The sequence below is a fragment of the Alkanindiges hydrocarboniclasticus genome (assembly GCF_001982605.1).
Lineage (GTDB): Bacteria > Pseudomonadota > Gammaproteobacteria > Pseudomonadales > Moraxellaceae > Alkanindiges > Alkanindiges hydrocarboniclasticus.
Genome location: NZ_MLCN01000037.1, coordinates 23082 through 47613, shown reverse-complemented (window position 1 = coordinate 47613; position 24532 = coordinate 23082). Strand labels below are relative to the sequence as shown.

22 protein-coding genes are annotated in these 24532 nt (G+C 48.7%); 7 read left to right on the top strand and 15 right to left on the bottom strand.

Annotation, left to right across the window (positions count from 1 at the left end; all coding sequences use genetic code 11):
- Positions 1 to 29: 29 nt before the first annotated feature.
- The 9 genes from ribF to BKE30_RS13250 form a co-directional block, all read right to left on the bottom strand.
- Positions 30 to 1064, bottom strand: a complete 1035-nt coding sequence (gene ribF, locus BKE30_RS13290) for a riboflavin biosynthesis protein RibF (protein WP_076879063.1) — start codon at positions 1062 to 1064, stop codon at positions 30 to 32.
- Positions 1065 to 1210: 146 nt separating this feature from the next.
- On the bottom strand, positions 1211 to 2569 hold the full coding sequence (locus tag BKE30_RS13285) for an MATE family efflux transporter (protein WP_076879062.1): 1359 nt from the start codon (positions 2567 to 2569) through the stop codon (positions 1211 to 1213).
- A gap of 181 nt (positions 2570 to 2750) precedes the next feature.
- A complete protein-coding gene (locus tag BKE30_RS13280) occupies positions 2751 to 3971 on the bottom strand; it encodes a DUF445 domain-containing protein (RefSeq protein ID WP_198938087.1) in 1221 nt (406 codons plus the stop codon).
- A 181-nt stretch (positions 3972 to 4152) separates the two neighbouring features.
- Positions 4153 to 5460: a DUF445 domain-containing protein gene (locus tag BKE30_RS13275; protein WP_076879060.1), complete on the bottom strand. Its 1308-nt coding sequence runs from the start codon at positions 5458 to 5460 to the stop codon at positions 4153 to 4155.
- 173 nt (positions 5461 to 5633) lie between these two features.
- Complete coding sequence (locus BKE30_RS13270) at positions 5634 to 5915, bottom strand: hypothetical protein (protein ID WP_076879059.1); 282 nt, start codon at positions 5913 to 5915, stop codon at positions 5634 to 5636.
- Positions 5916 to 6059: 144 nt separating this feature from the next.
- Complete coding sequence (gene phoR, locus BKE30_RS13265; RefSeq protein ID WP_076879058.1) at positions 6060 to 7430, bottom strand: phosphate regulon sensor histidine kinase PhoR; 1371 nt, start codon at positions 7428 to 7430, stop codon at positions 6060 to 6062.
- 64 nt (positions 7431 to 7494) lie between these two features.
- On the bottom strand, positions 7495 to 8202 hold the full coding sequence (gene phoB, locus BKE30_RS13260) for a phosphate regulon transcriptional regulator PhoB (protein WP_076879057.1): 708 nt from the start codon (positions 8200 to 8202) through the stop codon (positions 7495 to 7497).
- A 203-nt stretch (positions 8203 to 8405) separates the two neighbouring features.
- Positions 8406 to 9125 carry a TetR/AcrR family transcriptional regulator gene (locus BKE30_RS13255; protein WP_076879079.1) on the bottom strand — a complete coding sequence of 240 codons (720 nt, stop codon included), beginning with the start codon at positions 9123 to 9125 and terminating at the stop codon, positions 8406 to 8408.
- Between the two features lie 397 nt (positions 9126 to 9522).
- Positions 9523 to 10992: an iron-containing redox enzyme family protein gene (locus BKE30_RS13250; protein WP_083698583.1), complete on the bottom strand. Its 1470-nt coding sequence runs from the start codon at positions 10990 to 10992 to the stop codon at positions 9523 to 9525.
- 180 nt (positions 10993 to 11172) lie between these two features.
- On the opposite strand from BKE30_RS13250, the gene BKE30_RS13245 reads away from it, so the two are divergent.
- From BKE30_RS13245 to BKE30_RS13230, 4 genes are all read left to right on the top strand, one after another.
- Positions 11173 to 12144: a methyltransferase gene (locus BKE30_RS13245; RefSeq protein ID WP_076879056.1), complete on the top strand. Its 972-nt coding sequence runs from the start codon at positions 11173 to 11175 to the stop codon at positions 12142 to 12144.
- 257 nt (positions 12145 to 12401) lie between these two features.
- Entirely contained in the window at positions 12402 to 13244 is an 843-nt protein-coding gene (locus tag BKE30_RS13240; protein ID WP_076879055.1) for an SDR family NAD(P)-dependent oxidoreductase, read from the top strand.
- 519 nt (positions 13245 to 13763) lie between these two features.
- Entirely contained in the window at positions 13764 to 15119 is a 1356-nt protein-coding gene (locus BKE30_RS13235; RefSeq protein ID WP_083698582.1) for a serine hydrolase domain-containing protein, read from the top strand.
- A gap of 470 nt (positions 15120 to 15589) precedes the next feature.
- Complete coding sequence (locus BKE30_RS13230; protein ID WP_076879054.1) at positions 15590 to 16183, top strand: TetR/AcrR family transcriptional regulator; 594 nt, start codon at positions 15590 to 15592, stop codon at positions 16181 to 16183.
- Positions 16184 to 16232: 49 nt separating this feature from the next.
- Here BKE30_RS13230 and BKE30_RS13225 read toward each other — a convergent pair whose 3' ends face one another.
- Positions 16233 to 16886 carry an SPOR domain-containing protein gene (locus tag BKE30_RS13225; protein WP_076879053.1) on the bottom strand — a complete coding sequence of 218 codons (654 nt, stop codon included), beginning with the start codon at positions 16884 to 16886 and terminating at the stop codon, positions 16233 to 16235.
- 180 nt (positions 16887 to 17066) lie between these two features.
- Positions 17067 to 18872 (bottom strand): arginine--tRNA ligase, encoded by a 1806-nt coding sequence (argS, locus tag BKE30_RS13220; RefSeq protein WP_076879052.1) that lies wholly within the window; start codon positions 18870 to 18872, stop codon positions 17067 to 17069.
- A gap of 224 nt (positions 18873 to 19096) precedes the next feature.
- Here argS and BKE30_RS13215 point away from each other — a divergent pair, with 224 nt between their 5' ends.
- Entirely contained in the window at positions 19097 to 19384 is a 288-nt protein-coding gene (locus tag BKE30_RS13215) for a DUF2798 domain-containing protein (protein WP_227518409.1), read from the top strand.
- Positions 19385 to 19466: 82 nt separating this feature from the next.
- On the opposite strand, the gene BKE30_RS13210 is transcribed toward BKE30_RS13215, so the two are convergent.
- From BKE30_RS13210 to BKE30_RS13195, 4 genes are all read right to left on the bottom strand, one after another.
- The gene (locus BKE30_RS13210; RefSeq protein ID WP_076879051.1) at positions 19467 to 20390 is read right to left on the bottom strand and encodes a Dyp-type peroxidase; all 924 of its coding nucleotides are present in this window, start codon (positions 20388 to 20390) and stop codon (positions 19467 to 19469) included.
- Between the two features lie 220 nt (positions 20391 to 20610).
- Positions 20611 to 21417, bottom strand: a complete 807-nt coding sequence (locus BKE30_RS13205) for a metal ABC transporter permease (protein ID WP_076879050.1) — start codon at positions 21415 to 21417, stop codon at positions 20611 to 20613.
- Between the two features lie 17 nt (positions 21418 to 21434).
- Positions 21435 to 22217 (bottom strand): metal ABC transporter ATP-binding protein, encoded by a 783-nt coding sequence (locus BKE30_RS13200; RefSeq protein ID WP_076879049.1) that lies wholly within the window; start codon positions 22215 to 22217, stop codon positions 21435 to 21437.
- Positions 22196 to 22699 (bottom strand): transcriptional repressor, encoded by a 504-nt coding sequence (locus BKE30_RS13195; protein ID WP_076879048.1) that lies wholly within the window; start codon positions 22697 to 22699, stop codon positions 22196 to 22198. The genes BKE30_RS13200 and BKE30_RS13195 overlap by 22 nt, the downstream gene beginning before the upstream one ends.
- Positions 22700 to 22890: 191 nt before the next feature.
- Between BKE30_RS13195 and BKE30_RS13190 the strand changes: the two genes are divergently transcribed.
- Positions 22891 to 23811 carry a metal ABC transporter solute-binding protein, Zn/Mn family gene (locus tag BKE30_RS13190; protein ID WP_076879047.1) on the top strand — a complete coding sequence of 307 codons (921 nt, stop codon included), beginning with the start codon at positions 22891 to 22893 and terminating at the stop codon, positions 23809 to 23811.
- 220 nt (positions 23812 to 24031) lie between these two features.
- A complete protein-coding gene (locus BKE30_RS13185) occupies positions 24032 to 24430 on the top strand; it encodes an ATP synthase subunit I (protein ID WP_076879046.1) in 399 nt (132 codons plus the stop codon).
- Positions 24431 to 24532 lie beyond the last annotated feature (102 nt).

Genomic DNA, 24532 nt, shown 5'->3' with positions numbered 1-24532 from the left:
CAGGACGACCTACTGGCGATTAAAACAGGTCAAATCATTAGAAAACTTAAAGCATTACTATCAGTGTATTGCTGGCGAAAGGCACGCACGTCATTCACGTCCTGCAGAATGCCGGCTTTAAGGGCTTCCAGTGAGGAATAGTTTTTTTCACCATGCAAATAATGCAAAAAAGTGACCCGCACCAGCAGGCCATACAGGTTGGCGCTTAAATCGGGAAAGTGTACTTCCAGCCGCCATTCGGGCTTTTCCTGTGCAATGGCAGGCCGCGTACCCACATGTGCTGCTCCCAGAATGCTAAGGGGCTGGTAACCGGCAATACCCTGTAAACCTGATGGCTGGCCGCTGTGTTGCTGGGCCACCCGTTCAGGGAGCGACGGCGCATACACGGTTTGCACCTCAGCCACATAAATGCCATGCAGGCAGGGTGTCAGGCGTTTGAGCGCCACATTAATGGTAGGAAAATCAATAGTACGGCCAATCTGGTCACCATACTGAATCCGTCCGGTAATGCTGTACGGACGGCCCAGCAGGTGTGCGGCGGCATTAAAATCACCCTGCAACAGGCAGTTGCGGATACGGGTAGAGCTCACCCGCTCACCATGTACCAGCACGGTTTCCAGATCATCAATGGGAAACCCATAAGCACGCAAAAAATCACTGTCGCCCGCGCGGTCACAACCAAAGCGGAAATCATCACCCAGTACCAGTGCCTTGCCATTTAACTGAAATTTCAGCAGGTCGGCAAACTGACGGGCAGTGAGCGAGCGAAAAGCCTGATCAAAACGGGCAATTAGCACATAATCAATACCCTGCGCACGCAACAATTCAATTTTTTCACGTGAGGAGGTAATGCGGGGCGGGGCATCGCTACCCTTGAAAAATTCCAGCGGCTGCGGTTCAAACAGCATCACCAGTGTTTTAAGGCCATCAGCCTGCGCGCGCTGTTTCAGCGTGTGCAGCATTGCCTGATGTCCCAGATGGACACCATCAAAGTTGCCAATGGTAATTGCCGTGGGCGGCAACTGCATATCGGCAGGCAAGGCATGCAAATGAAGCAACTTCATATCACAAATAAGCGGTCGCAATAAAGTCGCCTAGTTTGCCAGAAAATGCGCATTTCGTCCTGCTTTGTTGAAATTTTCAGCATGGCAAAGCGCAAAAATCCCCAAATCAATTCATTGGTTGAAGAATAAATGGGAAAATTCGCTGCTTAAATCAAGCGCTGGACGGTTTTTTTCTTCCAGACAAACTGGTAGTAAGCAGTCTGGATAATGCACATCATGGTAAACGCCAGCGCATAGGCAAACCAGATGCCCTGTAAGCCATACCAGTGGCTAAACAGCACTGCGCAGGGCAGTTCAATCAGCACAATGCAGCCCACGTTAATCAGCATGGGCACAAGCACTGTCCCACTGGCGCGCATGATGCCAGCAAAAATGGAACCCGCGCCAAACAGCAAGATGCTCCACAGCACAATGTGCAGCAGTTGCTGGCCCAGTTCAATCACGCTGGCATCGGTAATAAATAGCGCCATCAGGTGCCGTGAAAACACATAAGCCATTAAAATGAGCGTGCCGGTAAACACCAGATTCATGATTAATGCCGTGCGGGTGACACAGTTAAGTGCTTCATCCTTGCCAGCACCAATGGCTTGCGCGGCAAAAATGGAACCGGCAATGGCAATGGACATGGCGGGAAACTGCACATAGCTCAATACCTGATTAATCGCCCCATAGGCCGCAGTGGCGTGTGCACCGTAATGATTCACCAGCCCAATAATTACAATCCCGGAAATAGAACTGGTGACCATTTGCAAGGCAGTGGGCAAGCCAAGGCGCAAAATCAGCTTGGTTACCGGGCCATCAAAGCGGATATGCGCAATTAGCCGGGCGTCGGGGGCCAGTGGGTGCTGCTTATGCCGGGTATAAAAAAACAGGTAAGCCAGCACCACTAAAAATCCCACAATGGTGGCAACAGCAGGCGCTTGAATACCTAACTGCGGTAAGCCCAGCCAGCCCTGAATTAAAGCCGGAGTTACAAGTAGACCTACTACAATAGATAAGCCCATGGAAATCATGGGGGTGATTGAGTCACCCACGCCACGCATCAGTGAGGTATAGACAATAAAGATAAAATACAAAGGGCTGGCCACCAGCATCAGGCGCGAATAGTCAACCGCCAGTGGCATGATTTCCGGTGGTACACCCAGCAGGTTAAGCGCCTGAGTAGTAAAACTAACCCCAATAATGGCAATTACCACACCCAGGCTCATCACCAGCGCCAGCGTATTACCGGTAATTTGCTTGACCTTTTCCAGTTCATGCGCGCCCCACGCCTGACCAATCAATACACTGGCACCCGCTGCCAAACCAATCACAAACGACAGCAGGAAAAACAGGATGGGAAAGAATACTGCAACAGCAGCCACGGCATTGACGCCCAGCAACTGACCGACAAAAATGGTGTTGATGGTGCCAGATAGCGATTGCAGGATGTTGGTGATCAGCAGCGGCACCAGAAATAATAAAAATGGTTTCCACAGGGTAGAAACCGATAAGAAATGCTGCATGGATGAAGGACGGCTGGGCACGAAATAATTACGCCTAAAATCAGTTTAATGAATGACTGAGTTGTTTATAACAGGCTGGCCCAATTCAAGTCATTACTAACTCACTATTTTATAACCAAGAATCGGACGGAGTTAACACAGCCGTACAAAACCAAAAGCTTTCATCAATTTTGGTACAGCATCACAGCATAAAGAGAATCTGCATTTCACCGACCAAAAAGCCCAGCACGGCCCCCACAATGATCAGTGACCATTCATCTTCCTTAAACGCAGGCCGTAACATGCCTTCAAATTCTTCCGGTGTCAGCTGCTGCATACGGGTCACCAGCGTGTTGCGGATATCCATGGCATCTTCGGCATAGGATTCCACATGCTTCATGGTTTCCGGCAATTGCGCCAGAATGCGGGTGGCCACCTGTTCTTTTAGGCGCTGGTATTTTTCACCGCCCATGGCATACACCACCAGCGGACGTACAATACCGGCTTGCAAGTCAATTTCCTGTTTAACATGGCGGCTGACCAGTTCAATCACCCGATCCGAATGCGTGCCGGAAAACAGTTCTTCCATCATATTGCGCGAGGTGAGCAGTTGCTTGGAAATCAGCGCCGCATAATCGGCAGCCACTTCATTTTGTCGCTTGATAAACAAACCCTGAATGGTCACACCCATGATTTTTTTCGGGCGCAAGGGCCTAAACATCATTTGCAGGGCAATCCAGTCACTAAAAAAGCCCACAAAGCCACCAAAGGCCGGCAGCATCCACGGTTGCTTGAACAGCACCCAGCACACCATTTGAATTACGCCAATGCCAAAGCCAAACACAAAACCGGCATTGCTAAAAAACTTGAATTCCTGCTTGCCGACTTTTTTAAAGATTTCATTTAGCAAGCGCTTGTCTTTGAGCAGGTTGCTGATGACCATGTGCTTGATGTCAAAGTAATGCACCACATCTTTTTGCACTTCGGTCATGATGTGTTCAACAATTTCCGGAGCCTTGGCCTGCACCCGGCGGATCAGGCGCTTGCGGGCAAATTCCGGCATGCCTTCCCATAAGCCCGGCTGGTATTCCTGCGCCACTTCACGGGTAATTTCGGCCGCTGCCGCCATCATGGGCAGTTCAATTTCCTTGGCAATGCGCTTGGGATCAAGCCGTGCAAAGATTTCCTCAGGCCGGATCAGCTTGCTGGTCATCAGCTCCACAGCCACGGTGGCCATTTTTTCAGCCTTGCGCGGGACAATGCCCTGCCAGCCCAGCGGAATGCCAAACAGCCGGATTCCCTTAAACTCCATGGGGGCAAACATCATTTGAATGGCAATGACCTTGGTCACATAACCAATAAAGCCGCTAATAAAGGGAATGGACAGGTAAAGCCATAAATGCTGTTGAAAATCAGCAATGATTGACTGGAGCATGCAGGTGAATCCTGATTATTGTTGCCATGAAAATGAGCAGATTTTTATTAAAAACGGCTTGAAGAACAGCTGGCCCGCTTTGACCTGAACGCATTATTGCCCATGCGTGCGCAGGCATTATCATCATTTTGATGAACACTGTCACATCTTAACGCTAAATATGACGGTTCTACATCGGAATATTTTCAACCAGCGCCCGAATAACGCCCAGAATCAGGCCAATAAATGCCCCCACCACCACGCCATTCACCCGGATCATGTGCAGGTCGCCACCCACTTCACTTTCAATCTTGGCAATCATTTCCCGTGAATCCCACTCATGGATACGCTGGCTGATATAACGAATTACCTTGTCGGCATAATCGGTACTAAAGGTAACGGCCAGTTTTTCAATTTCACGGTTAAGCACTTGCCGCACCTCCTGACTGGTTCTGATATTTTTACCCAGCCGGATAATGGCAGATTTCAGGTTATGGGCAATGGCAGACTGCTCACTTTGCAGGTCGCCCTTAATGGCATCCCGCAAAATGACAATGGCTCCGGTTAAAAAATTCACTACTGCCGGGCTATCCAGCAGGGCGTTCTTGGTCGTGTTGAGCTGTTGAGCAGCAGCGGATTCCGGGTCACGCAGGGCCAGCATTAGTTGCTGTGATTGCTGTTCTAATCCTACACGCAATGGATGCTCCGGGTTTTCCAGAATCTGCTCGACCTTTTGCATAAAGGCATTGATGATACGGCGCTGCACGTCAATGCCAATCAGGCCAGCACCCCAGGCCAGTGTCCCTACGCCCAGCTCGTTAAACATGCGGCTGGCCAGTGCCCGGGCTTTGTCCGGATGGTTTTTAACCCAGACATGGGCAGTATCCAGGCCGCGTTGCAGTACATCCTCATGAAAGTCATTTTCCAGTACGGCCCGGATCAACTCGCTGCTCAGGTGATGCATGTCGGTATTTTTGGCCCATTGCACGATATTCTTTTGCATAAACTCGCTAATGGTGTCCTGACCAAAAAAATCCAGAATGCGCGGTGCAGTTTGCTGAAACAAATCGGTAATTTGCTGGGCGTTGGCAGGCTGGGCCAGCCAGTCACCGGCCATCAGGGTGACATCGTTGCGCTGCAAGGACTGGCGCACAATGTCTGGCGACAAAAAGTTTTCCTGCACAAAGCGGCCCATGGATTCGGCAATGCGGGCCTTGTTGCGTGGAATGATTTCGGTGTGCTCACGCAGCAGGCGCGGTAATGGCATTTTGCCAAATGGATTGCGAAACAGCACGGTAATGGCATACCAGTCGGCAAGGCCACCCACCACACCGGCTTCGGCAGCCAGCATGAGAATATGCAGCAGCCAGGCATAATCCGGCAAAAACTTCACCAGTATCAGCAAAACAACCCAGCAGCTTGCCGCAATCAGCAGGGCAATCTGGGCCAGTGTGCGGCTACGGGCAAGCTGGGGAACGGCATGGCTGGATTCGGTCATGGCAGGGCGACACCGCAAAAATTCTGAAGGCTTGATTTTAGTTATAGAGCAACGCTGTTTCCTTGGCAACATCCAAATTCTTTTTAGAAAAATTGGTCATTCAGGCTTAATTTTTTGATTTCCCTAAAATAGGCCTTTGCCTAATTTAAAACCTGACAGCTATAAGCCTGAATTCATAAGGCAACCATTCCAAGAAAAGTCACCCGCCATTGGCCTGTTTCAAGCCGCCATTTTTCTTCAATGCTCATCTGGACAATATCCGAATAAACGGTTGCAGTAACACGATATTCAGTGCCACTGACCTGATGAAATTGAATATCTTTTTCCCGTAACTTTTCTGGCTGCCACTTGCCTTGTTTGACTAGACGTTCAATATGCTGATAACGCCAGTCATTTTTGGTTATGCGGTTGTTTTCCTTCACACAAAAATCATCGGCTTCCAAAACAGCAAGCACATCATGATTGCCTGAGTAATATGCTTCAAGCCATTGATTTCTAGTGGTTCTAAGGTTGTGCATGCTGTTCTCGTTGTTTTAAATATAGAAAATTATAGGCTGCCCCAAATTGAGTTATCCAGGTATTTTTTAAGCTTGTAGCCATTATTCAACCAGCCTTGACTGGGCAAAGATGGCCTTAAAGGTGGTGCCCTGACCAATGCTGGACTGAATATCCAGATAGCCTTCATGCTGGGCCAGCACATGCTTGACAATGGCCAGACCCAGACCCGTGCCGCCAGAATCACGGCTACGTGCGCTGTCCACCCGGTAAAAACGTTCGGTCAGGCGTGGAATATGGTAGGCCTCAATGCCAATGCCGTTGTCTTCCACATAAAAATAACCCTGTTCCTGATCAGATGACCAGCCAATATGAATGACGCCGCCTTTTGGTGTGTACTTGATGGCATTGGTAATCAGGTTGCTAAAGGCACTGGCAATTTCCAGTTTTGATCCCAGCAGGTTGCAATGGCTTTCAATGTGCAGGTTTAAGGTATGGCCGTAGTCGCTATTATAAGCCTGCGCATCATCAAACAGCTCGTTGAGCAGGGAAGCCATATGAATCACCTGATCCTTGTTGATCAGCTCTTCATTTTCCAGCCGGGACAACAACAGCAAGTCATTAACCAAGGCATTCATGCGCCGGGTTTGTTGCTGCATTTGCTTGAACGCACGTTGCCAGCGTGAACTGACATCCTGCTGTTCGCCCAGCATTTCCAGATAGCCACTAATCACCGTTAAAGGCGTGCGCAGCTCATGGGATACATTAGCCACAAAGTCCTTGCGCATTTGTTCCAGCCGATGCAAATGGGTAATGTCATAGGCCAGCAGCAAGAATTCATGGTCACCAAATGGTGTGACTTCACACTGGATAAAATGCTGTGGCTTGACCCATGAATCTAGCTTGATGCCATTAGGATAGTCATGCAGGTTTTCAAAATAATGGGCAAATTCCGGATGGCGGATAATATTGAGTACCGGACGCTGCACATCCACTGCCTTTAAACCCAGTACCTGTTCGGCAGCCGGGTTCCACCATTCCAGATGTTGCTTGCTGTCAATCAGCACCACGGCATCCTGTAGCGCCGAAATAGAGGTTTGCGCGCGGGCAATGGTATTGATCAGCTCGGTTTTGGCCTGTTTTTCCTGCCGCTGGTAACGGTACAGCAAATACAGGATTTCACCCAGCACCCCGGATAGTTCGGGCGGATTTTGCTCGGGCTGAAAACGAATCCAGTAATAAATCTGGTAAAAGGCCCGAAACTGCAAGCCAATAAACAGCACCAGTGCAATGACCAGACAAGGCCACAGCGCACGGGTCAGTAAGCCAATGACCGCAGCAACCAGCAGCACAACCAGACACAGCCGCAGGTCTTTGACCAGATCACGCCATATAGGCAGGGTTTTCAGGTTAAGACTTTGCGGTTGCAGGGTTTTCAGGTTAAAACGCTTGAGGTTAAAGCTTTTAAGATTCATGCAGGATGTGTTCTGGCCCTAAGGGTATAAGGTTGCGCAAGCCAATATAATTTGGTGTAACGGCTCAGGTATATTGATCGGTACGGGTTGAAAAACGGTAGCCGGTGCCGCGCACGGTTTGCACAAAACGGTCAACGCCGTAGGGTTCCAGAATCTTGCGCAGACGACGGATATGCACGTCAATGGTACGGTCTTCAATATACACATTGCCGCCCCACACCTGATCGAGCAATTGCGCGCGGGTATAGGCCCGTTCCGGATGGGTCATAAAAAATGCCAGCAGGCGGTATTCAGTGGGGCCAATTTCAATGATTTTTTCCTGATAACTGACGCGCTGGCTAACCGGATCAAGCAGCAGGTCTTCGGCTTCAATCAGTTTTTCATTGTTCAGTGCATTGCTGCGGCGCAATACGGCCTTAATGCGTGACACCAGCTCGCGGGTGGAAAACGGCTTGGTCATGTAGTCATCGGCACCGGCATCCAAACCCTGCACCTTGTGGTCTTCCTCGCCACGTGCTGTCAGCATAATTACCGGGATTTCTGCCAGTGTTTCATCACGCTTGAGGCGGCGACACAAGTCCACGCCGCTAGTACCGCCGGGCAGCATCCAGTCCAGCAGGATAATACAGGGTCGCTGGTCAACAATCATCTGGTGCGCCTGTTTGGCATCACCAGCCTGCTGGCAGTTAAAGTCGGACATTTCCAGCGCGGTATGGATCATCTCGCGAATTGGCGATTCATCATCGACTATTAAAATATAATCATCTTTCATCTTTATGCCTTTTATGGGATCAGCCTGTTGTTGTAAAGCCACCTGTTTTCGTAAGGCAATATGCCGCGCCAGCCCGACAGGCTTTGGCTGTACGATATGACAATCCTATTACAAAGCCAAAACATGACAGTTTTATTGCAAAAATCTTAAATTGCCGCGAATTTGTCAAAGTTTTGCTGAAAAATCCATAAATTAGGCAAAAATCAGTCCTGTGGCTCTTTTTCCATCCACTGCAATATGGACAAATACGCCACCTGACAGGCCGCCAGCACTTGCGACAACGGTTCGCGAAACCCCCCAATTACCCAGCGCATGGCAATGTGGGTGACAAAACCGTTTAGCCCGGTAGATAGCAGTGACAGGTCGGTTTTGGGTACTGGCTTTTTGGGAAACATCAGCATCATAAAGGCCTGAATCATGCGGTCAAAGCGTGATACCGCTTCATTAATGGTGTTGCCATGCATTTCATGCACTAAAATCGCATCAATAAACAAAATACGCGCCATGCGCGGATCATCCTGCAAGGACTTGAACATGGCGGTTAAACCCGCTTCAATCATCAGTTTGGCTTCAGCCTTGCTTTGCATCACTGCCGCCAGAATATTCTGCTGGAGCTGCTCAATCAGGCGCAGGTAAATGGTCTTAAACAACTCCTCACTGCGCTTGAATGACTCATAAAAATAACGTTCAGTCAGCTTGGCCTCATTACATACATCCCGCACGGTCACTGAAAAAAATCCTTGCGTACCATATACTTGCAGGCCTGCTTCAATCAGTTTTTCACGCCGTTCATTCTGGCGCTGTTCCAGACTCAGGCCCTTAAAGCTACGGCGCTTGCTGACACTGCGGCTTGCAGTTTTTTTTGCAGCAGGCTTTGCTACTGCTTCATGCTCATTGGGCGCAGTAGTGGCTGATGCCTCAATTGACGGGGCAGGCGTGGTCTGGGTTTCAGCAGCAACAGGCACAACAGGTTGAGTGCCTTGCGGTTTGGATTGATGATCAGTCATTGTCTTGGCGCTGGTCTCTGGCAACACGGAGTTTAATGGCAAATCAGCATGCCATATTCTGCCCGGACTGTCATCTTTCTGCATGAAGCTGGTTTCTGGAAAACACGCCAGTATGAAACAGTGCCTATAAAACACAGACGAAAATAAAGGGTGTTTAACAGCACACGTTAGTTCACTTGATGAGGCAGGTATTAAATATCTGCCGTTGTACCTACTGCCAAAAACATAAAAACCGTAACCCTTTTAATCAATAAGCTGATGCATTATCAAAAGGGTTACGGCGAAAGAACTGGCCTGGTTATGTTGCAGTCTATTATGACTGCACTGGCAAGTTGGCTTCCTGATTCAACAGGCCAACAAACTGCTGGGTGGCCCATAAGCCCACCACACTGGTATGTAGCGAGGGTGCCAGATAAGGCATTAGCAGGTAAAATGCCTGTTCAGAATTATCACGCTCAACCAGTTTTTGTGCCAGATCAGCCAGATCAGCATTTTTACTGTTAAGCGCTTGCTGGATTGTCAGGGTTTGTGAGGGCGCAATCTCCACATGGCGGTGTACAGCCCGGTAGCGGCGAATGCGCGGTGCATCACTACTGTTCAGCCAGTCACCAGCAATCCAGTCATAAATAATTTGCTGCTCGGCATGGCTAAATACCCCGAACATCACGGCTTTTTCACCATGAATCAGTTGCCAGAAACGACTGTTTTCAGGGTTTTCATGGCGCTTGATCCAGCCGGTTTCTTCCAGTACTTCTATAAAGCGGCCAATTTCATCACTGCTGGCCAGCCATTCATTAATCGAACGGCCTGCCAGACGGCAATAGTTACCATGGGCAAACTGGCCCACGACGGCCTTGTGTTTGAACACATCGGTAATGGCTTCTTTAAGGTCAATGCGCTCAATAATTTGTTCAGTGCTCATGCCCAGATTGTTGAGCATGTAGCCACGTCGGATCCGCTGGTAAAACTCATCACGCTCCTTAAACAGCGGCAGCATGGCATACACGGCTTCAACCGCCTGCTGGGCATGTCCATTATGGGCATTATCCACTGTAACATGCAGGCTAAAGTAATACGGGTCAATGCCCAGTTCATCCAGCTCATAGGTAGTAATCAGCAAATGCAGTGGCATTTGTTCATAGCCCAGATTAAAGCCAATCACTTCCGGCATAAAATCCTGCCCCAGCAAGCCCAGTGCCAGCTGGATACAACCCTGATGGTAATATTCATCCGGCAGATTGGTGGCCAGCGGAATGCCTTCTTTTGACATCAACTGCTGGTAAAGCAGTACATGGTTTTGCGCGGACAGGCCATTGCCCAGCTCATCCAGATAGGTACGGATTAACTGGTGGCAGTTGACATCATGCCATGATTGCAAAGTGCCATATAGCCATGAACCATCTACCCGTTTGGTGGGTTCAATGTGCTGTAAAAACAGCAGTGCTTCACTCTTATTGGCAAAATAACGGCGCGGCGCACCCTGCTTGCGTGACTTTAAATACTGCTGGTAGGCGTAACCAGTACGCTCAGTGTGCTGTTGCATCCATTGTGGTAAATCTTCCGGGTTTTCCGGCAGGTCACAATGCTGTTTGGCCACCCAGCCCAGTTGCTGCTGTAAAAAATCCTTGGCCTGACGAATGGTAGACGCCCCGGGATAAGCCTGTAAAAAAGTCTGGTAAAACTGGCGATAGGTTTGAGGTGGTGCTGCCTCTGCATGTGGCATGCTGCTGGGCAACTTCCCCAAAAAGAAATGATTCAAAATATTCTTTTGCAAAGCTAGCATCTTGTTGTTCCTACTACAATTCCTGAACATGATTACAGCTTTATTTTAAAAAATAGGGTGTAAAGTTTTGTGGTACAGGCTTGGCATTATGAGCGTTGCTGTTACGTTGCATGCCCGGCAGTTCGATGGTACTTAGCGGTTTCCCTTTTAAAAATCATGCCTTAACAGGAAAAAAAGCAGATGAACCAGATGCAGGCCTTACAACACAGTGTCACGGGACTACAACAGGATGTAAGGCAATTTTTACACTGGCTACAAAGCCAGACTTATCACTTTACAACCATTAGTCCAGCCAGTCACAGTGCCTACCTCAAGCGTAGCCATAAAACTCAAGCTGCTAATATTACAGATATTTTTGGCTGGTCATTGCCATTTAAGTCCAGCTTGCTGCCCGATTTTATTTTTAAGTTATTGCTTAACAATCAACTGCTCACCCAAAAACAGAACTTATGGTGTAGCCAGATTCGGGTATCCAGTCTGGATGGCCATTTACTGGTGCATTCGGCTTATCCCACGGCTGAGGAAAATGCAGTATTTTTTGGGCCAGATACCTACCGTTTTATTTATGCACTGCAACACCACCTCAACCAGTATCAGCCTGATATTCAACGGGCAATTGAACTATGTAGTGGTGCAGCGCCAGCCACCATTTCACTTGCGCATTATGCCCCGCAAGCCCAGATTCTGGCGGCTGATATTAATCCGCTGGCTTTAACCTATGGTGCGATCAATACCAGCCTGAATGGTGCAGCGCAGGTGCAGGCCATACACAGTAATCTGCTGCAACAGGTGGATGGGGAGTTTGACCTGATTACTGCCAATCCGCCTTATCTGGTGGATCGTCACCAGCGATTATACCGGCACGGGGGTGACTTGCTGGGTGCGGAGCTGGCGCTGAATATTGTCAAGCAATCGTTGCCACGGCTTAGCCTGCAGGGCAGCTTGCTACTGTATACCGGGGTGGTCATTGCGCATGGCAAGGACTTGTTGCAACAGGCTGTGCATCAGCATTTAAAGGCCTTTGGGACACAATTTTCCGTTAACTACCAGTTGCTTGATCCCGATATTTTTGCCGAAGAACTCAATGAGCAGGATTATCCCGGAGCCGAGCGTATTGCAGCGGTGGTTTTAACCATCACCCGGCAATCCTAGGCAAGGGGGCAATATTTTAAAGTCCCTGATTTTTTGCTGAATTTAGGCTGGAGGTAGTGTCCTTACTGTTAAAACTGATTGAGGGGCAATGGGTTTTGAAAATTCCTGCCATCGACATGCGCTAACAATGGATTAGTCTTGCATACCACACAGGCATAATATTTATTGACAATAGCTATTGTCAAAATTATAGTGCTTAACCATTAAGCAGGTTTTCTCAGACGCCGTGTGATCCGGTTTAAACAGGAACGTTCAGTATGAAAGATTTTAACAATAAAGTGGCTGCCATTACTGGCGCAGGTTCAGGTATTGGTCAACAGCTGGCCGTATTGCTGGCCAAGCAAGGTGCGCATTTGTCCCTCAGTGACATTAACGAGCAGGGTTTGGCCAAAACTGTTGAGCTGGTGAGCAGCTATCCGGTCAAGGTAACCACTGTCAAGCTGGACGTGGCCAACCGCGAAGCCATCAAGGCATGGGCTGAGCAAACGGTACAGGATCATGGCAAGGTTAACCTGATCTTTAACAATGCCGGTGTCGCACTGGGCAGTACTGTTGAAGGCATGAGCTATGACGAGCTGGAATGGATGATGGGCATCAACTTCTGGGGTGTGGTTTATGGCACCAAGGAATTTTTACCACTTTTAAAAGCCAGCGGTGAAGGCCATATCATTAATATTTCCAGCTTGTTTGGCCTGACTGCACAGCCTACCCAAAGTGCGTATAACTCCAGCAAATTTGCAGTGCGTGGCTTTACCGAAGCCCTGCGTCAGGAACTGGACATCCAGAACAATGGCGTGAGTGCAACCTGTGTGCATCCGGGCGGCATCCGTACCAATATTGCCAATGCAGCACGCATGAATGACAGCATCCGCAGTTTGGGCATGAACCCGGAAAAAGCAGGCAAGCAGTTTAACAAGCTGCTGCGTACCCCACCCGAAGAAGCCGCACGCCAGATTCTGGAAGCAGTACGTAAAAATGACCGCCGTTTGCTGATTGGTAATGATGCCAAGGTACTGGAGTTGATTCAGCGTATCATGCCAGCTGGCTATCAAAGGGTGGTGGCATTTGGTACCAAGTTGCAACAGCGTAGTGCTAAGTAATACTCAGGCAAAGGCAGTGGGAAAATTCCTGCTGCTTTTGCGATTTTATTAAAACCCATTTAAAAATATAAACTTACCTTATAAAAATTAATATTTATTAAACTTCGCAATGATTTTAATTCACAGCCTGCGATAGCCTAAAGACAGCAACCAAGTCCACTGGCGCACTGCCTGATCGCTATTCAATAAAATTATATTTGAAAGAGTTATAAACCCTAAATCATTATTAAGCCAACCAGATATAGGTGTTTGCTAAGCACGTTCAATACTAAAAGCGTAATAAGCGCTAAACGATTGTATAAACAAAAATATTCAGCCAACGAAAACAACCGGCCAACAAAAAATCAAGAACCCCAAGATATAAGTGTGCTATCAACCTAAGAGCATTGATATCGCCATAGCCAGTGTTACACCAGAAAAACTAAATTGCAGTAAGTTATTCGCTTGCTATGGAATATTTCAAATCCATGAAAAACACAACTGGCATTCTCATCATGCAGTTACGGTAAGGAGCAACTCATGCTAACTAGAACAATAAAATCCCCGAACTGGCTGCAATGTGCGATACCACTAATACTGGGTGCCTCTGGTTTATTAACACAACTGTATGCCCATGCAGCGCCAACCAAGCCGCAGTATTTATCGGCACAGGACAGTGATCCTGTCAACATGGGCTGGATGCAGGGTTTTCCGCCTCCCAAGGATAAGCAGTTGAAATTTGCCGATGGCTCGTTTTTTGAATTTCCTGCTATGCGCTGGAGCGTGGTGCACATGCGTGATTTTATGCCAACCGTGAATGTGTCACGCGGATTGGGTACACCGTCTACCTTGGCTTATCAGCTTGACCCAAAAATTGATGCGCTTAAATTTCGTCCGCTACAGGGCAAGCAGGATATAACCTGGCAGGATTCACTGGCACTCAATTATACCGATGGCATTGTGGTGTTGCATCAAGGACATATTGTGTACGAGCGCTATATGGGTGCACTTACGCCCGACAAGCAACATGCGGCCATGTCAGTCACCAAATCATTGACAGGCACATTGGCTGCCATATTGGTGGCAGAAGGCAAGCTTGATGATAAAAAACCGGTCATTGATTATATTCCGGACCTTAAAAACTCTGCTTTTGCAGATGCCACGGTGCGGCAAGTGCTGGATATGACTACTTCACTGCAATTTAGTGAAGATTACGCCAATCCAGAGGCGGAAATCTGGAGTTATTCAGCCGCAGGTAACCCGTTGCCAAAACCTCAAGGGTATAAAGGCGCTATTGGGTATTATCAAGCCTTACAAACAGTTAAAAAGTCAGGTCAGCATGGTGAAGCTTTTGGTTATAAAACCCCAAATGCTGATCTGGCTGGCTGGCTGGTAGCACGTGCCAGTGGACAGTCGGTCAATCAGTTGCTGAGTGAGCGTATCTGGAACAAACTGGGTATGGAACAGGACAGTTATTATTCAGTAGATGAGCTGGGCGTACCGTTTGCGGGAGGTGGTTTTAATGCAGGCTTGCGCGATATGGCACGGTTTGGTGAGTTAATTCGCAATCATGGTCGCTGGCACGACAAGCAGGTTATCCCTGCGCAGGCCGTTAAGGAAATTGCAGCAGGTGGCAGCAAAGTAGCCTTTGCCAAAGGTGATCATCCGGAGTTAACCAACTGGTCTTATCGGGATATGTGGTGGCATACGGGTAATACGCATGGTGCCTTTGCAGCGCGTGGTGTGCATGGGCAAACCATTTATATTGATCCCAAAGCTGAAATGGTGATTGTTCGTTTTGCCTCCCATCCCATAGCAGCCAATAGCGCCAATGATCCGATTTCATTGCCTGCCTATGCCGCATTGGCTGATTATTTAATGAGGGTTAAAAACTAAGGCGAAACCTCATAACGCTACATGGCCTAAACCACAGTCCATTTAAAGTTTAGGCCGCATAAAGCATGAAGACACATGCGCAAAGCAGATGATGATGTAATGTGAATTGCATTGCTATAACCCATAGTTTTCATGGGTCTAATTGACCCGGTTAAAATTTTATCTACGACTAAAGGCTAATGCGTAAAACCTTTAGGTTATTGTTAACATAACCACTGAATAATAAAAACTTGCTGCCACTGTTAAGTTTTGCTCAAGCATCTCAAAAATTTTTAAATTAAAGTGAAAAATTAAGCAATTGAGCGGTTAGGCTATTGTCATGACCGTATTATAAGTCGAATATATATTCGCTTTCTTGAAAAAGCATTTTTGGGTGTGCCAGGTTGAGATGTAAAGTAATTAAATGCTTCAAATTTCAAATACTTGGAAATTAGTTCATTGGGGATGAATAACTAGGGAGGGTTAGGGTGATGCGCAAGCAGCCACAGCAAAAACGGGCTAGGGAACTGGTTAACCGGATTTTAAAGGCGACAGAAAACTATATTGGCTTATATGGTCTGGAAGAACTGACCACGCCCAAGATTTCTGAACATTCGGGCATTAGCGTCGGTTCCATTTACCAGTACTTTAGCAATAAGCAGGAAATTATTGAGAGCCTGCTGGAATACAAGAGCCATGAGCTGGGTCAGGATTTTAAACAGTTTGTGCTGTGTCAGAGCTTTTCAGATTTAAGAAGCATGATTACGGCCAGTATCAACTTTGGCTTTGAACAACTTCAGGCCAACAATGGCTACTATCTTGAAATCCTGCGTCACTGGCATAGCTTAAATGGCCAGAAGTCCATTCAAATCCTGCAAGCGCATTTTTCTGAACTCTGCATGTACATTCTGGGCAAGTTTTATACTGGACAATCGCCAGAACGCCTAGAGCTTAAAGTATTTATTGTGGTCAATAGCACGATACAAACCATCATGAACTATTGCTCGCAGGGTATTAGCAAGTACAGTGAGCAGGATATCAAGCAGGAACTCACAGAAATGATTACCGGCTATCTGGAAAAATAAAAAAAGCCGGACAATATGCGCCGGCTTTTTAATACGCTGCCTGTAGGACTTACTTGCGCTGTTCTACCACCAGTGAATCAATGCCGGTATTTTGCAGCAGGCTTTGGGCATTAAGCGCCTCGGCCCGGTTGGCAAATGGCCCGGAAACCACCCGAAACCAGGTTGAGCCATCAGCCAGTGTACTTTGGCGTACATCGGCGGGCAGCCCTACCAGCAGGATTTCGGCACGCCGTGCATCAGCATCATCCGGGTTCTGGTAGCTATTTACCTGCAGGATATACTGGGGTGTGGTTGCACTGGTGATTTCTACCGGATCGCTATTGTCTGCATTTACCGTATCCTGCACCGCGGGTTCTATTGCAGGGGTAGGGGGAGGTGCCACAATAATATTGTCAGCAGCGCTGGTTGAGTTGGCCGGTACGGCTTCATCAGGCACCGGCGTAACCTGCTGTTTGGGCAGCAAGTCATAAAACTGGTAATCCTGGTTGGTTTCATCCACGCTGGATTCTGTGCTGGTGGGCTGCGTCGCATCAATCGGGCGGTTGGCCGGACGCCAAGGCTGCCACAAGTACAGCAGCATCATAATAAACAGCCCCAACAGCATGCCGAAAATCATCCAAAGCCATCCAGGGATCAATTTCTGGTTGCTGGGTTCTTTAACCGGTGGACGCTGGGTCGCGCCCCGTGGAGCTTTGCCAAACACAGTTTATTCCTCACTGAACAACTATTTTTCTGACCCAAAAGCGGGATTTCTTGTCTGGCAGCGATGCAAAGCAGTACTTTGCGATCGCTTGCCTTTTTACACCTTATTACATGACCCACCTCAGGTGTAGCTTTCAGTCTTGCGACCTGAGTAATATATTCCCTAAGGGCAGTGCCTTGCTTACATGGTCTCAGGGGCGGAGACACCCAGTAAAGATAACCCATTTTTAAGCACTTGTTGTACGCAATATGCTAATAACAGACGTGCTTTGGCCAGTTCCGGCTGTTCTGCATAAATCTTGATAATGGGGTGGGTGTCATACCAGCCATGTAATTGCCCGGCCAGTTCCTTTAGGTAATTGCCCAGTTGATGCGGCTCATACTGCTGGGCAGCGCGGGCCAGTACATCAGGATAAGCCGCCAGTTTGGTGAGTAATTCACTTTCAGCTTCACTGCCCAGTTGGGCTTTATACCCATTCAGTTCAGCCCTGTTAATTTCACCCAGCTGGCTGCTAAAGTTATTAAACAGCCTGCAGATCCGGGCATGCGCATACTGGATGTAATACACTGCATTGTCCTTGCTTTGCGACACTGCCAGGTCAAGGTCAAAATCAATGTGCTGCTCGCTCTTGCGCATTACATAATAAAAACGTGCTGCATCGTTGCCCACTTCCTCACGCAGCTCACGCAGGCTGACAAACTGGCCAGAACGCGAGGACATTTGTACCATTTCACTGCCACGCCACAGGCTGACAAACTGCACCAGCAACACGGTCAGCTTTTTAGAGTCAAAACCCAGTGCATCAATGGCAGCTTTAACCCGGCTGATATAGCCATGATGGTCTGAACCCCAGATATTAATGACTTCATCAAAGCCACGCTGGAACTTGTTTAAATGGTAAGCAATGTCAGCCGCAAAGTAAGTGGTCTGGCCGTTGGCACGCTTGACTACGCGGTCTTTTTCATCGCCGAAGCTGGTGGATTTAAACCAGATGTTGCCATCCTGTTCATACAAAAAGCCGTTTTGATCCAGCACTGCCAGTGCCTTGGCAATGTCATCCTTTAAGGTGGCTTCACTAAACCACTGGTCAAAGGTCACGCCAAAATCAGCAAGGTCATCCTTAATGTCATCTAAAATCACCTTGAGCGCAGTCTGGTGAAACAGATAGTAGTCGTCCTGACCCAGCAATTGCTGTGCATTGGCAATCAGGCCATCAATGTGCTTTTCCTTGTCACCAGACAGCAGCACCTTGTTGCCATCCTTGTCCAGCTCAGGGGCATACTCGGCGTCGCTTGGCACATTGGCAAATAGCTCGCCTACCGGACGGTTAAACTGGTTGCCATACTGTGCAAAGATTTTTTGGGCAATATCATCGGTCACATATGCGCCACGATAACCATTGCTGGGAAAAGTCGGGCTTTGGCCACACAATTCCAGATAGCGCAAAAAAGTACTGGTGGCCAGAATGTCCATCTGGCGGCCAGCATCATTGACATAGTATTCACGCTGCACTGTCCAGCCAATGGCTTCCAGCAGGTTGGCAACCGTCATGCCATAGGCCGCACCCCGGCCATGACCCACATGCAGGCTACTGGTGGGATTGGCCGACACAAACTCAACCTGTGCTGTTTTACCCGTACCCAGCTGGCTACGGCCAAACTGGCTGGTCTGGCTGGTAATTTGATCCAGTACGGCAAAGCGCTGGTCATCATTTAAAAAGAAATTAATAAAACCGGGGCCTGCAATTTCGGCCTTGCTGATCACATCCACCTGCGGCAGGGCAGCCAGAATTTGAGTCGCCAGATCGCGTGGCTTTTGTCCGGCTGCCTTGGCGGCAATCATGGCCACATTGGAAGCAAAATCACCATGACTGCGATCACGGGTTCGGCTCAAGCTGCTGTTATTTTGAAAGTCCTGTGGCAAAACGCCCTGCTGTTTCAGGCTGTCGATGGCAGTATCAAGTGCGGATTGGATCGCAGTGTTCATAAGTGATCAAAATGCAAAAACGGAAAGCTGCACAATATAGCAAATCTGGCGTAAAAAAGGGCAGTCTCGTCTGACACAGCAGCAAAACTCCTCTAACTTTACTCTAGAAATAGATATATCTTTTTTTGGATAATAACATTATAGTGGGCGTGCAATCTCTCAATTGCCGTAAACGTTTACGTGAATCAACGTATGAATGATTAAAGCGGTTATGGAGCATTAAAATGGCATTAACCCCAAAAAAACCAGTAATGATCACACCAGCGTCAAAATTTAAAAAATTGCCTGCCCGTTATATGGCGGTCATTATGCCGCTGATTTTATCTGGCATGATGAGCGCCATCGTTTCCCTGATCAGTACCCTGAAAAGTTTGGGCCTACAGCCTGACTTGCTGGGAATCTGGCTGGGTACCTGGCTGATTTCATGGATTGTGGCCTTTCCCACCGTATTGGTTGTATTGCCAGTTGCGCGGCGCTTTACCTTGTTGTTTGTGCAGTCACCGCAGCCATAAGGCCAGCACTTGCGCTTTAAAAAACCTTTAAATAAAAAGGACAGCAATTGCTGTCCTTTTTTTGCTTAACAGTACGCTAAAGTTAGTCAGCTTCCAGTATCTGTTCCAGCAATTCCTGCGAGGGTGCAAAAAAGTAGGCGCCATTCACCGGCTTGGTAAAGTGTAGCAAGCGGTCATGCAAACCATCTTCGGTTTTGCCATGCATCCGCGCCAGCATCCGGTTAATAATATTTAAGTCATTGGTATAAGCCACAAAAAACAGCCCCATGTCACCACTGGCATCGCCATAGGGCAGGCTGTGACGCACAATTTCCAGTTCTTCGCCGTCTTCTTCAATCACTACCCGGGAAATATGCGCATTCTTGGGCTTGATGTCATCCGGCAGTTCGACACTGTCCAGCTTGGTGCGGCCAAATACATCTTCCTGTGCGGTAGTGCGCAGTTTGTTCCATTTATCCAGATCATGTACAAAACGCTGGGCAAAAATAAAACTGCCTTCGCAAAACACACCACTCTCTTCTGGCAGTAAAGCCACTTCGGCGCGCTCATCAGCCATTTGCGGGTTTTCCGTACCATCAATAAAGCCGGTTAAATCACGGTTATCGATATAACGGAAGCTGGTGATTTCATCCACTACCTTGACATCATTACGGATACCCTGCAAAGCAGCCTGCGCCAGAATAAAGCAAATGTCGGCACGCTCACTGGCAATGTGAATGAAAATATCAGCAGGCACCACCGGCATATCAAAGGCTGCGCCAGTAATTTCCTGCAATGGACTAAAGTTAGGCGGCATTTTGTTATGCAGCCGTGCCCATAGTTCCGGCCCAAACGCAATCGCGACCTTGATATTCTGGTGGGTGTGCTGGGTCAGCAGGCGGTCACGGGTATCCAGAAAATGCTGGAGTTGCGCCTTAATGCGTGCCACCTCCAGCTGTTGGGTTTTAATCACCAGAAAGCGGGCATGAACCGAAGGTAAGGGCAAGATTACCGATTGTGCTGGCATGGCAGGCAAGACTCCTAATTTTAAAATAACAGGTTTTAAGCAAACCAGTGCTTACACTGGCCAGCCTTGGTCTAGGCAGTTTTGAGCCGGTCAGTTTTGATCTGAAAAGGTAGTTTGATCATCCGTCTATTAAGGTAGTGCCGATGAAAAATTCTGCAACCAACCCCTTTTAATCAAAATACTATTATCAATAAAGGACATGTTATACAGGGCATTTGGCTTAAATCAGCTTTAAGTGGCGCAAGGTTTTCTGGCCCAGAAAAATCAGGGCAAAACAGGCTGCCATACACAGGACAATCGCAAGGCCAGTTGAGCTATTTAGCCACACGCTACCCCAAAGCCCTCCGGCAATGCCCACTTGTGCCCAGACAAACGCCCATAGCACCATTTGCCTAGGCGAATGTGCCAGTAGGCGTGCCGTTAATGCCGGAATAATCAGCAGCGCGCCCATGAGTAGCGAACCCACAGCCCGTAAGGCCAGTACGGTAAACAAGGCCAGTAATAACATGAAAACCAGCCGTTGCAGGCCCGCTTTAGCCCCTTCACTGCTAGCAATATCGGCATCAGTCACCAAGCGCAACTGATGACGCCAGTTATATAGCAGCACCAGTACCCCAGCCACAACTGCCGCAGTCAGACCCGGAATATCCGGCCAGTCCAGCGACAGTAAGTCACCAAACAGGTAGCTGAGCAATTCAGGCCGCAGGGTTGGCAAGTATTGAATGAACAGGAGGCCACTACAGAGCAGGGCCGAGGAACATAGTGCCAGCAGGGCATCACTGGGCAAGCGGGCATCATGCAATATCCACAAAATTGCCACCAGCAAGACAGACAGGCAGCCAACGCCAAGCCACAAGGGCAGGCCCAGAAACGCCGCCATGGCAATGCCCAGCAGGGTGCCATGCGCCATGGTATCGGCAAAAAATGCCATGCGTCGCCACAACATCAGGCAACCCAGCGGTGCAGTTAAAAACGCCAGCAAGCCCCCCATAACCCAGGCCGGAGCCAATAAAATCAGCCAATCCATCTTAAAGTTTGTCCATTTTACAGTTCAGGTTCAGGGTGAATATGCGGCGTGCTACCACACTGGTTATGGGTGACTTCACCATGCACACAGTGGTCATGGTGATGCTGATACATAATGCGCTGGCTGCCAAACAATTCCTGATAAGCCGGATGCTGCTGAATATCACTGGGCGAGCCGCTACAGCAAATATGATGGTTCAGGCAGACCACGCGCTGGGTGCCCTGCATCACCCATTGCAAATCATGCGATACCATCAGTACGGCACAGCCATAACGCTCAGGCAAGGTACGTACATAGGCATACAGCTCGGTTTCCGACTGAATATCCAGCCCTTGCATGGGTTCATCCAGCACCAGTAACTGTGGATTTTTCAATAGGGCCCGCGCCAGCAAGACCCGTTGACGCTCACCACCGGACAATTGCTGCACCTGACGCTTGAGTAAATGCGCAATACCGGTTTCGCCCACAATCTGCTGTAAAAAATCGGGCTTGCAGTAGGGAACTTCCAGCAAATCCATCACTCGTAATGGCAGGCTGCTGGACGGATTAAAGCGCTGCGGCACGTAGCCAATTTTAAGAGCGGGCTTGCGGATCAGCTGGCCTGCGCCAATACGCTGAATACCCAGAATCACCTTTACCAGTGTGGACTTGCCTGCACCATTGGGGCCAATCAGGCTCACGATTTCCTGTGGCGCAATTTCAAGGTCAACCTGCTTAAGCACTGAACGCTGCTCAAACTGCACCGAAATGTTATTAAGCTGGATGAGGGGCGGGACAGTCATGATTGGCAATTCTGGCATAGCCCGGCAATTTCAATCATGCTGTGCTGTGCGGTAAAGCCACCGCTGGCCGCTACCTCAGCCAGACTGTCCATTAGGGGGCTGGCCGAGGTTTCCTGTACCTGATGACAGTTCTGGCAAATCAGGAAAGCCGCCTGATGCCCGGCACGCGGATGACAGCAGGGAATATAGGCATTAATGGAAGCCAGCCGGTGAATAAAGCCCTGTTCCAACAAAAATTCCAGAGTACGGTAAACTGTAGGGGGTGCTGCCGGACGTTCACTCTCCCGTTTCATTCTGGCCAAAAGATCATAGGCACCAATCGGCGTATTGGCCAGCAGAATCAGTTCCAGCACCTCACGGCGCAAGGGAGTCAGGCGCGAACCTGTACTGCTACAGGCCTGCTCAGCTTCCAGCAAGCGCTGCGCAATAGCCTGCTGGTCATCGGCCGCCTGATGAACGCCATGCAGTGCATCATCATGCATATGGGAACAGGTGCTCATGCGCGCCTCCTTGGGCAACCATTAATATTAAAGCCAGCCTGCCTGTCACATACTATTGATAAAAAAAGCTGTAGTACAAAAACGGCAGTTGCTTTTTTAGTAAACGTAATAGTATAACATGCTACCCTTTAATTCACTAAGATTTCACTGCCTTAAGCTGAGGTAAAACCAGCAGGTAGCTTGAGGAAGATATGCGCTTTTTAGTCATTGCCTTACTGGTGTTAAGCTTCAATTCCCTGAGCTTAAACAGCAGCCTTGCCGCAACACGGGCACCTTCAGGGCAAAGCACGGCAGCGTCCTCGGGTTCAGGCCTTCCTGTTACGGGCATGGTAGTCACCACCCATCCGTTATACCTGATTGCACAGGCAGTAACCCAAGGTATTGAAAAACCGGTACTGCTACTACCGCCTAACCAGTCCGGCCATGATGTGCAGTTACGCCCTGCGGACCGCCAGCGCTTAAAGCAAGCCAATTTTGTACTGTGGTTTGGCGCGCAATATGAAGCCCCCCTGGCATCGGTGCTAAAAGGCCAGCCCAATGCAATGGCCCTGTTTGACCTGAAGGCATTTAAGCGTCTGCCGTTGCGTGATGCACAGGGCAAGATTTTTGCCAACTCACTAGATCCCCACTTATGGCTTGAACCTGCCAATGCCGTGGGCATTGCGCACGCCATTGCAGCAGTACGGGCGCGCCAGTTTCCACAGTATGCCAGCCGTTACCAGCACAATGCACAAGCCTTTGGCCAACGGTTGATGGCACAGGCCAATCAGTATCGTTCACCGGTGGCCAGACCATACTGGGCCTACCATGATGCCTACCAGTATCTGGAGCGCAGCTTAAACCTCAATTTTAAGGGTAGTTTAACTGTTGAACATGATCTGCCACCTACGATCCGACAACTGGCCTGGCTGCAACAACAGCGGCCACAGCTAAAAAATGGCACCATATACCCCATGTGTTTGCTGGCTGAAGGTCATGCAGATCCGGCCACACTCAAGCGGCTGCACCCGGTAAAAGTACAGACCATTGATGAAATCATGAGTGGTGAACAAGATTTTGTGGTTGGCTGGCAAAAACTGGCACAAGATATAGCGGTTTGCGTCAAAACTTAACCTAAACTTAAATTGGCAAATAAAAGCAGGCCTTTTCGCCTATCGGATTCATACTAAAATACAATGCTTGCCGATATGGAACTGATTGCATGTTTGGGTTTGCACCACTATAATGCTCGCGCTTAAAAGTATTGTGGTCAAATTTTGTCAGGTTCTGCTTTAAATTTTAGTGTCGGTCGAACCTGCCAGTGTGTATTCAACCGTAGCCAGAAGATTCATTATGCATCAGCCCACTGTACTGGTTGATCGACGTCTAGCACGAGGCCTGACGATTGCTCAGGCAGTTGTAATACCCATTTCATCATTGCTGGCCTATTGTATTGCCGGATGGGTTGCAGCCCAGAGTGCAGGCTTGGGTGCCTTGCTGTGCTGGATAGGCAGTGCCTATTTTGCCTGGCAGGCCTTTCGTCAGGCAGGTGCCCGTGCCTCAAAGCAGATTTTAGGCGCAATGTATAAAGGAATGATAGGCAAGTTTGTTATTGTTATTGTTGGTTTTATTGTAATTTTTCGCAGTGTTTCACCCCTGTCAATGCCAGCCCTGCTGGGTGGTTTTGTACTGGTGCAAGCCGTAGCGTGGCTATACCCCCTCTGGGCAACACGCCGGCAGGCTAAAAAATAGCCTGGTTCTTGAATGCAGAATGTCAGGTAACACCATGCGGGTGCTGAGTTTTTTAGAGTTGTGATTTAGGTAACAAGAAATTCTTTGGGATTGTGACGAGAT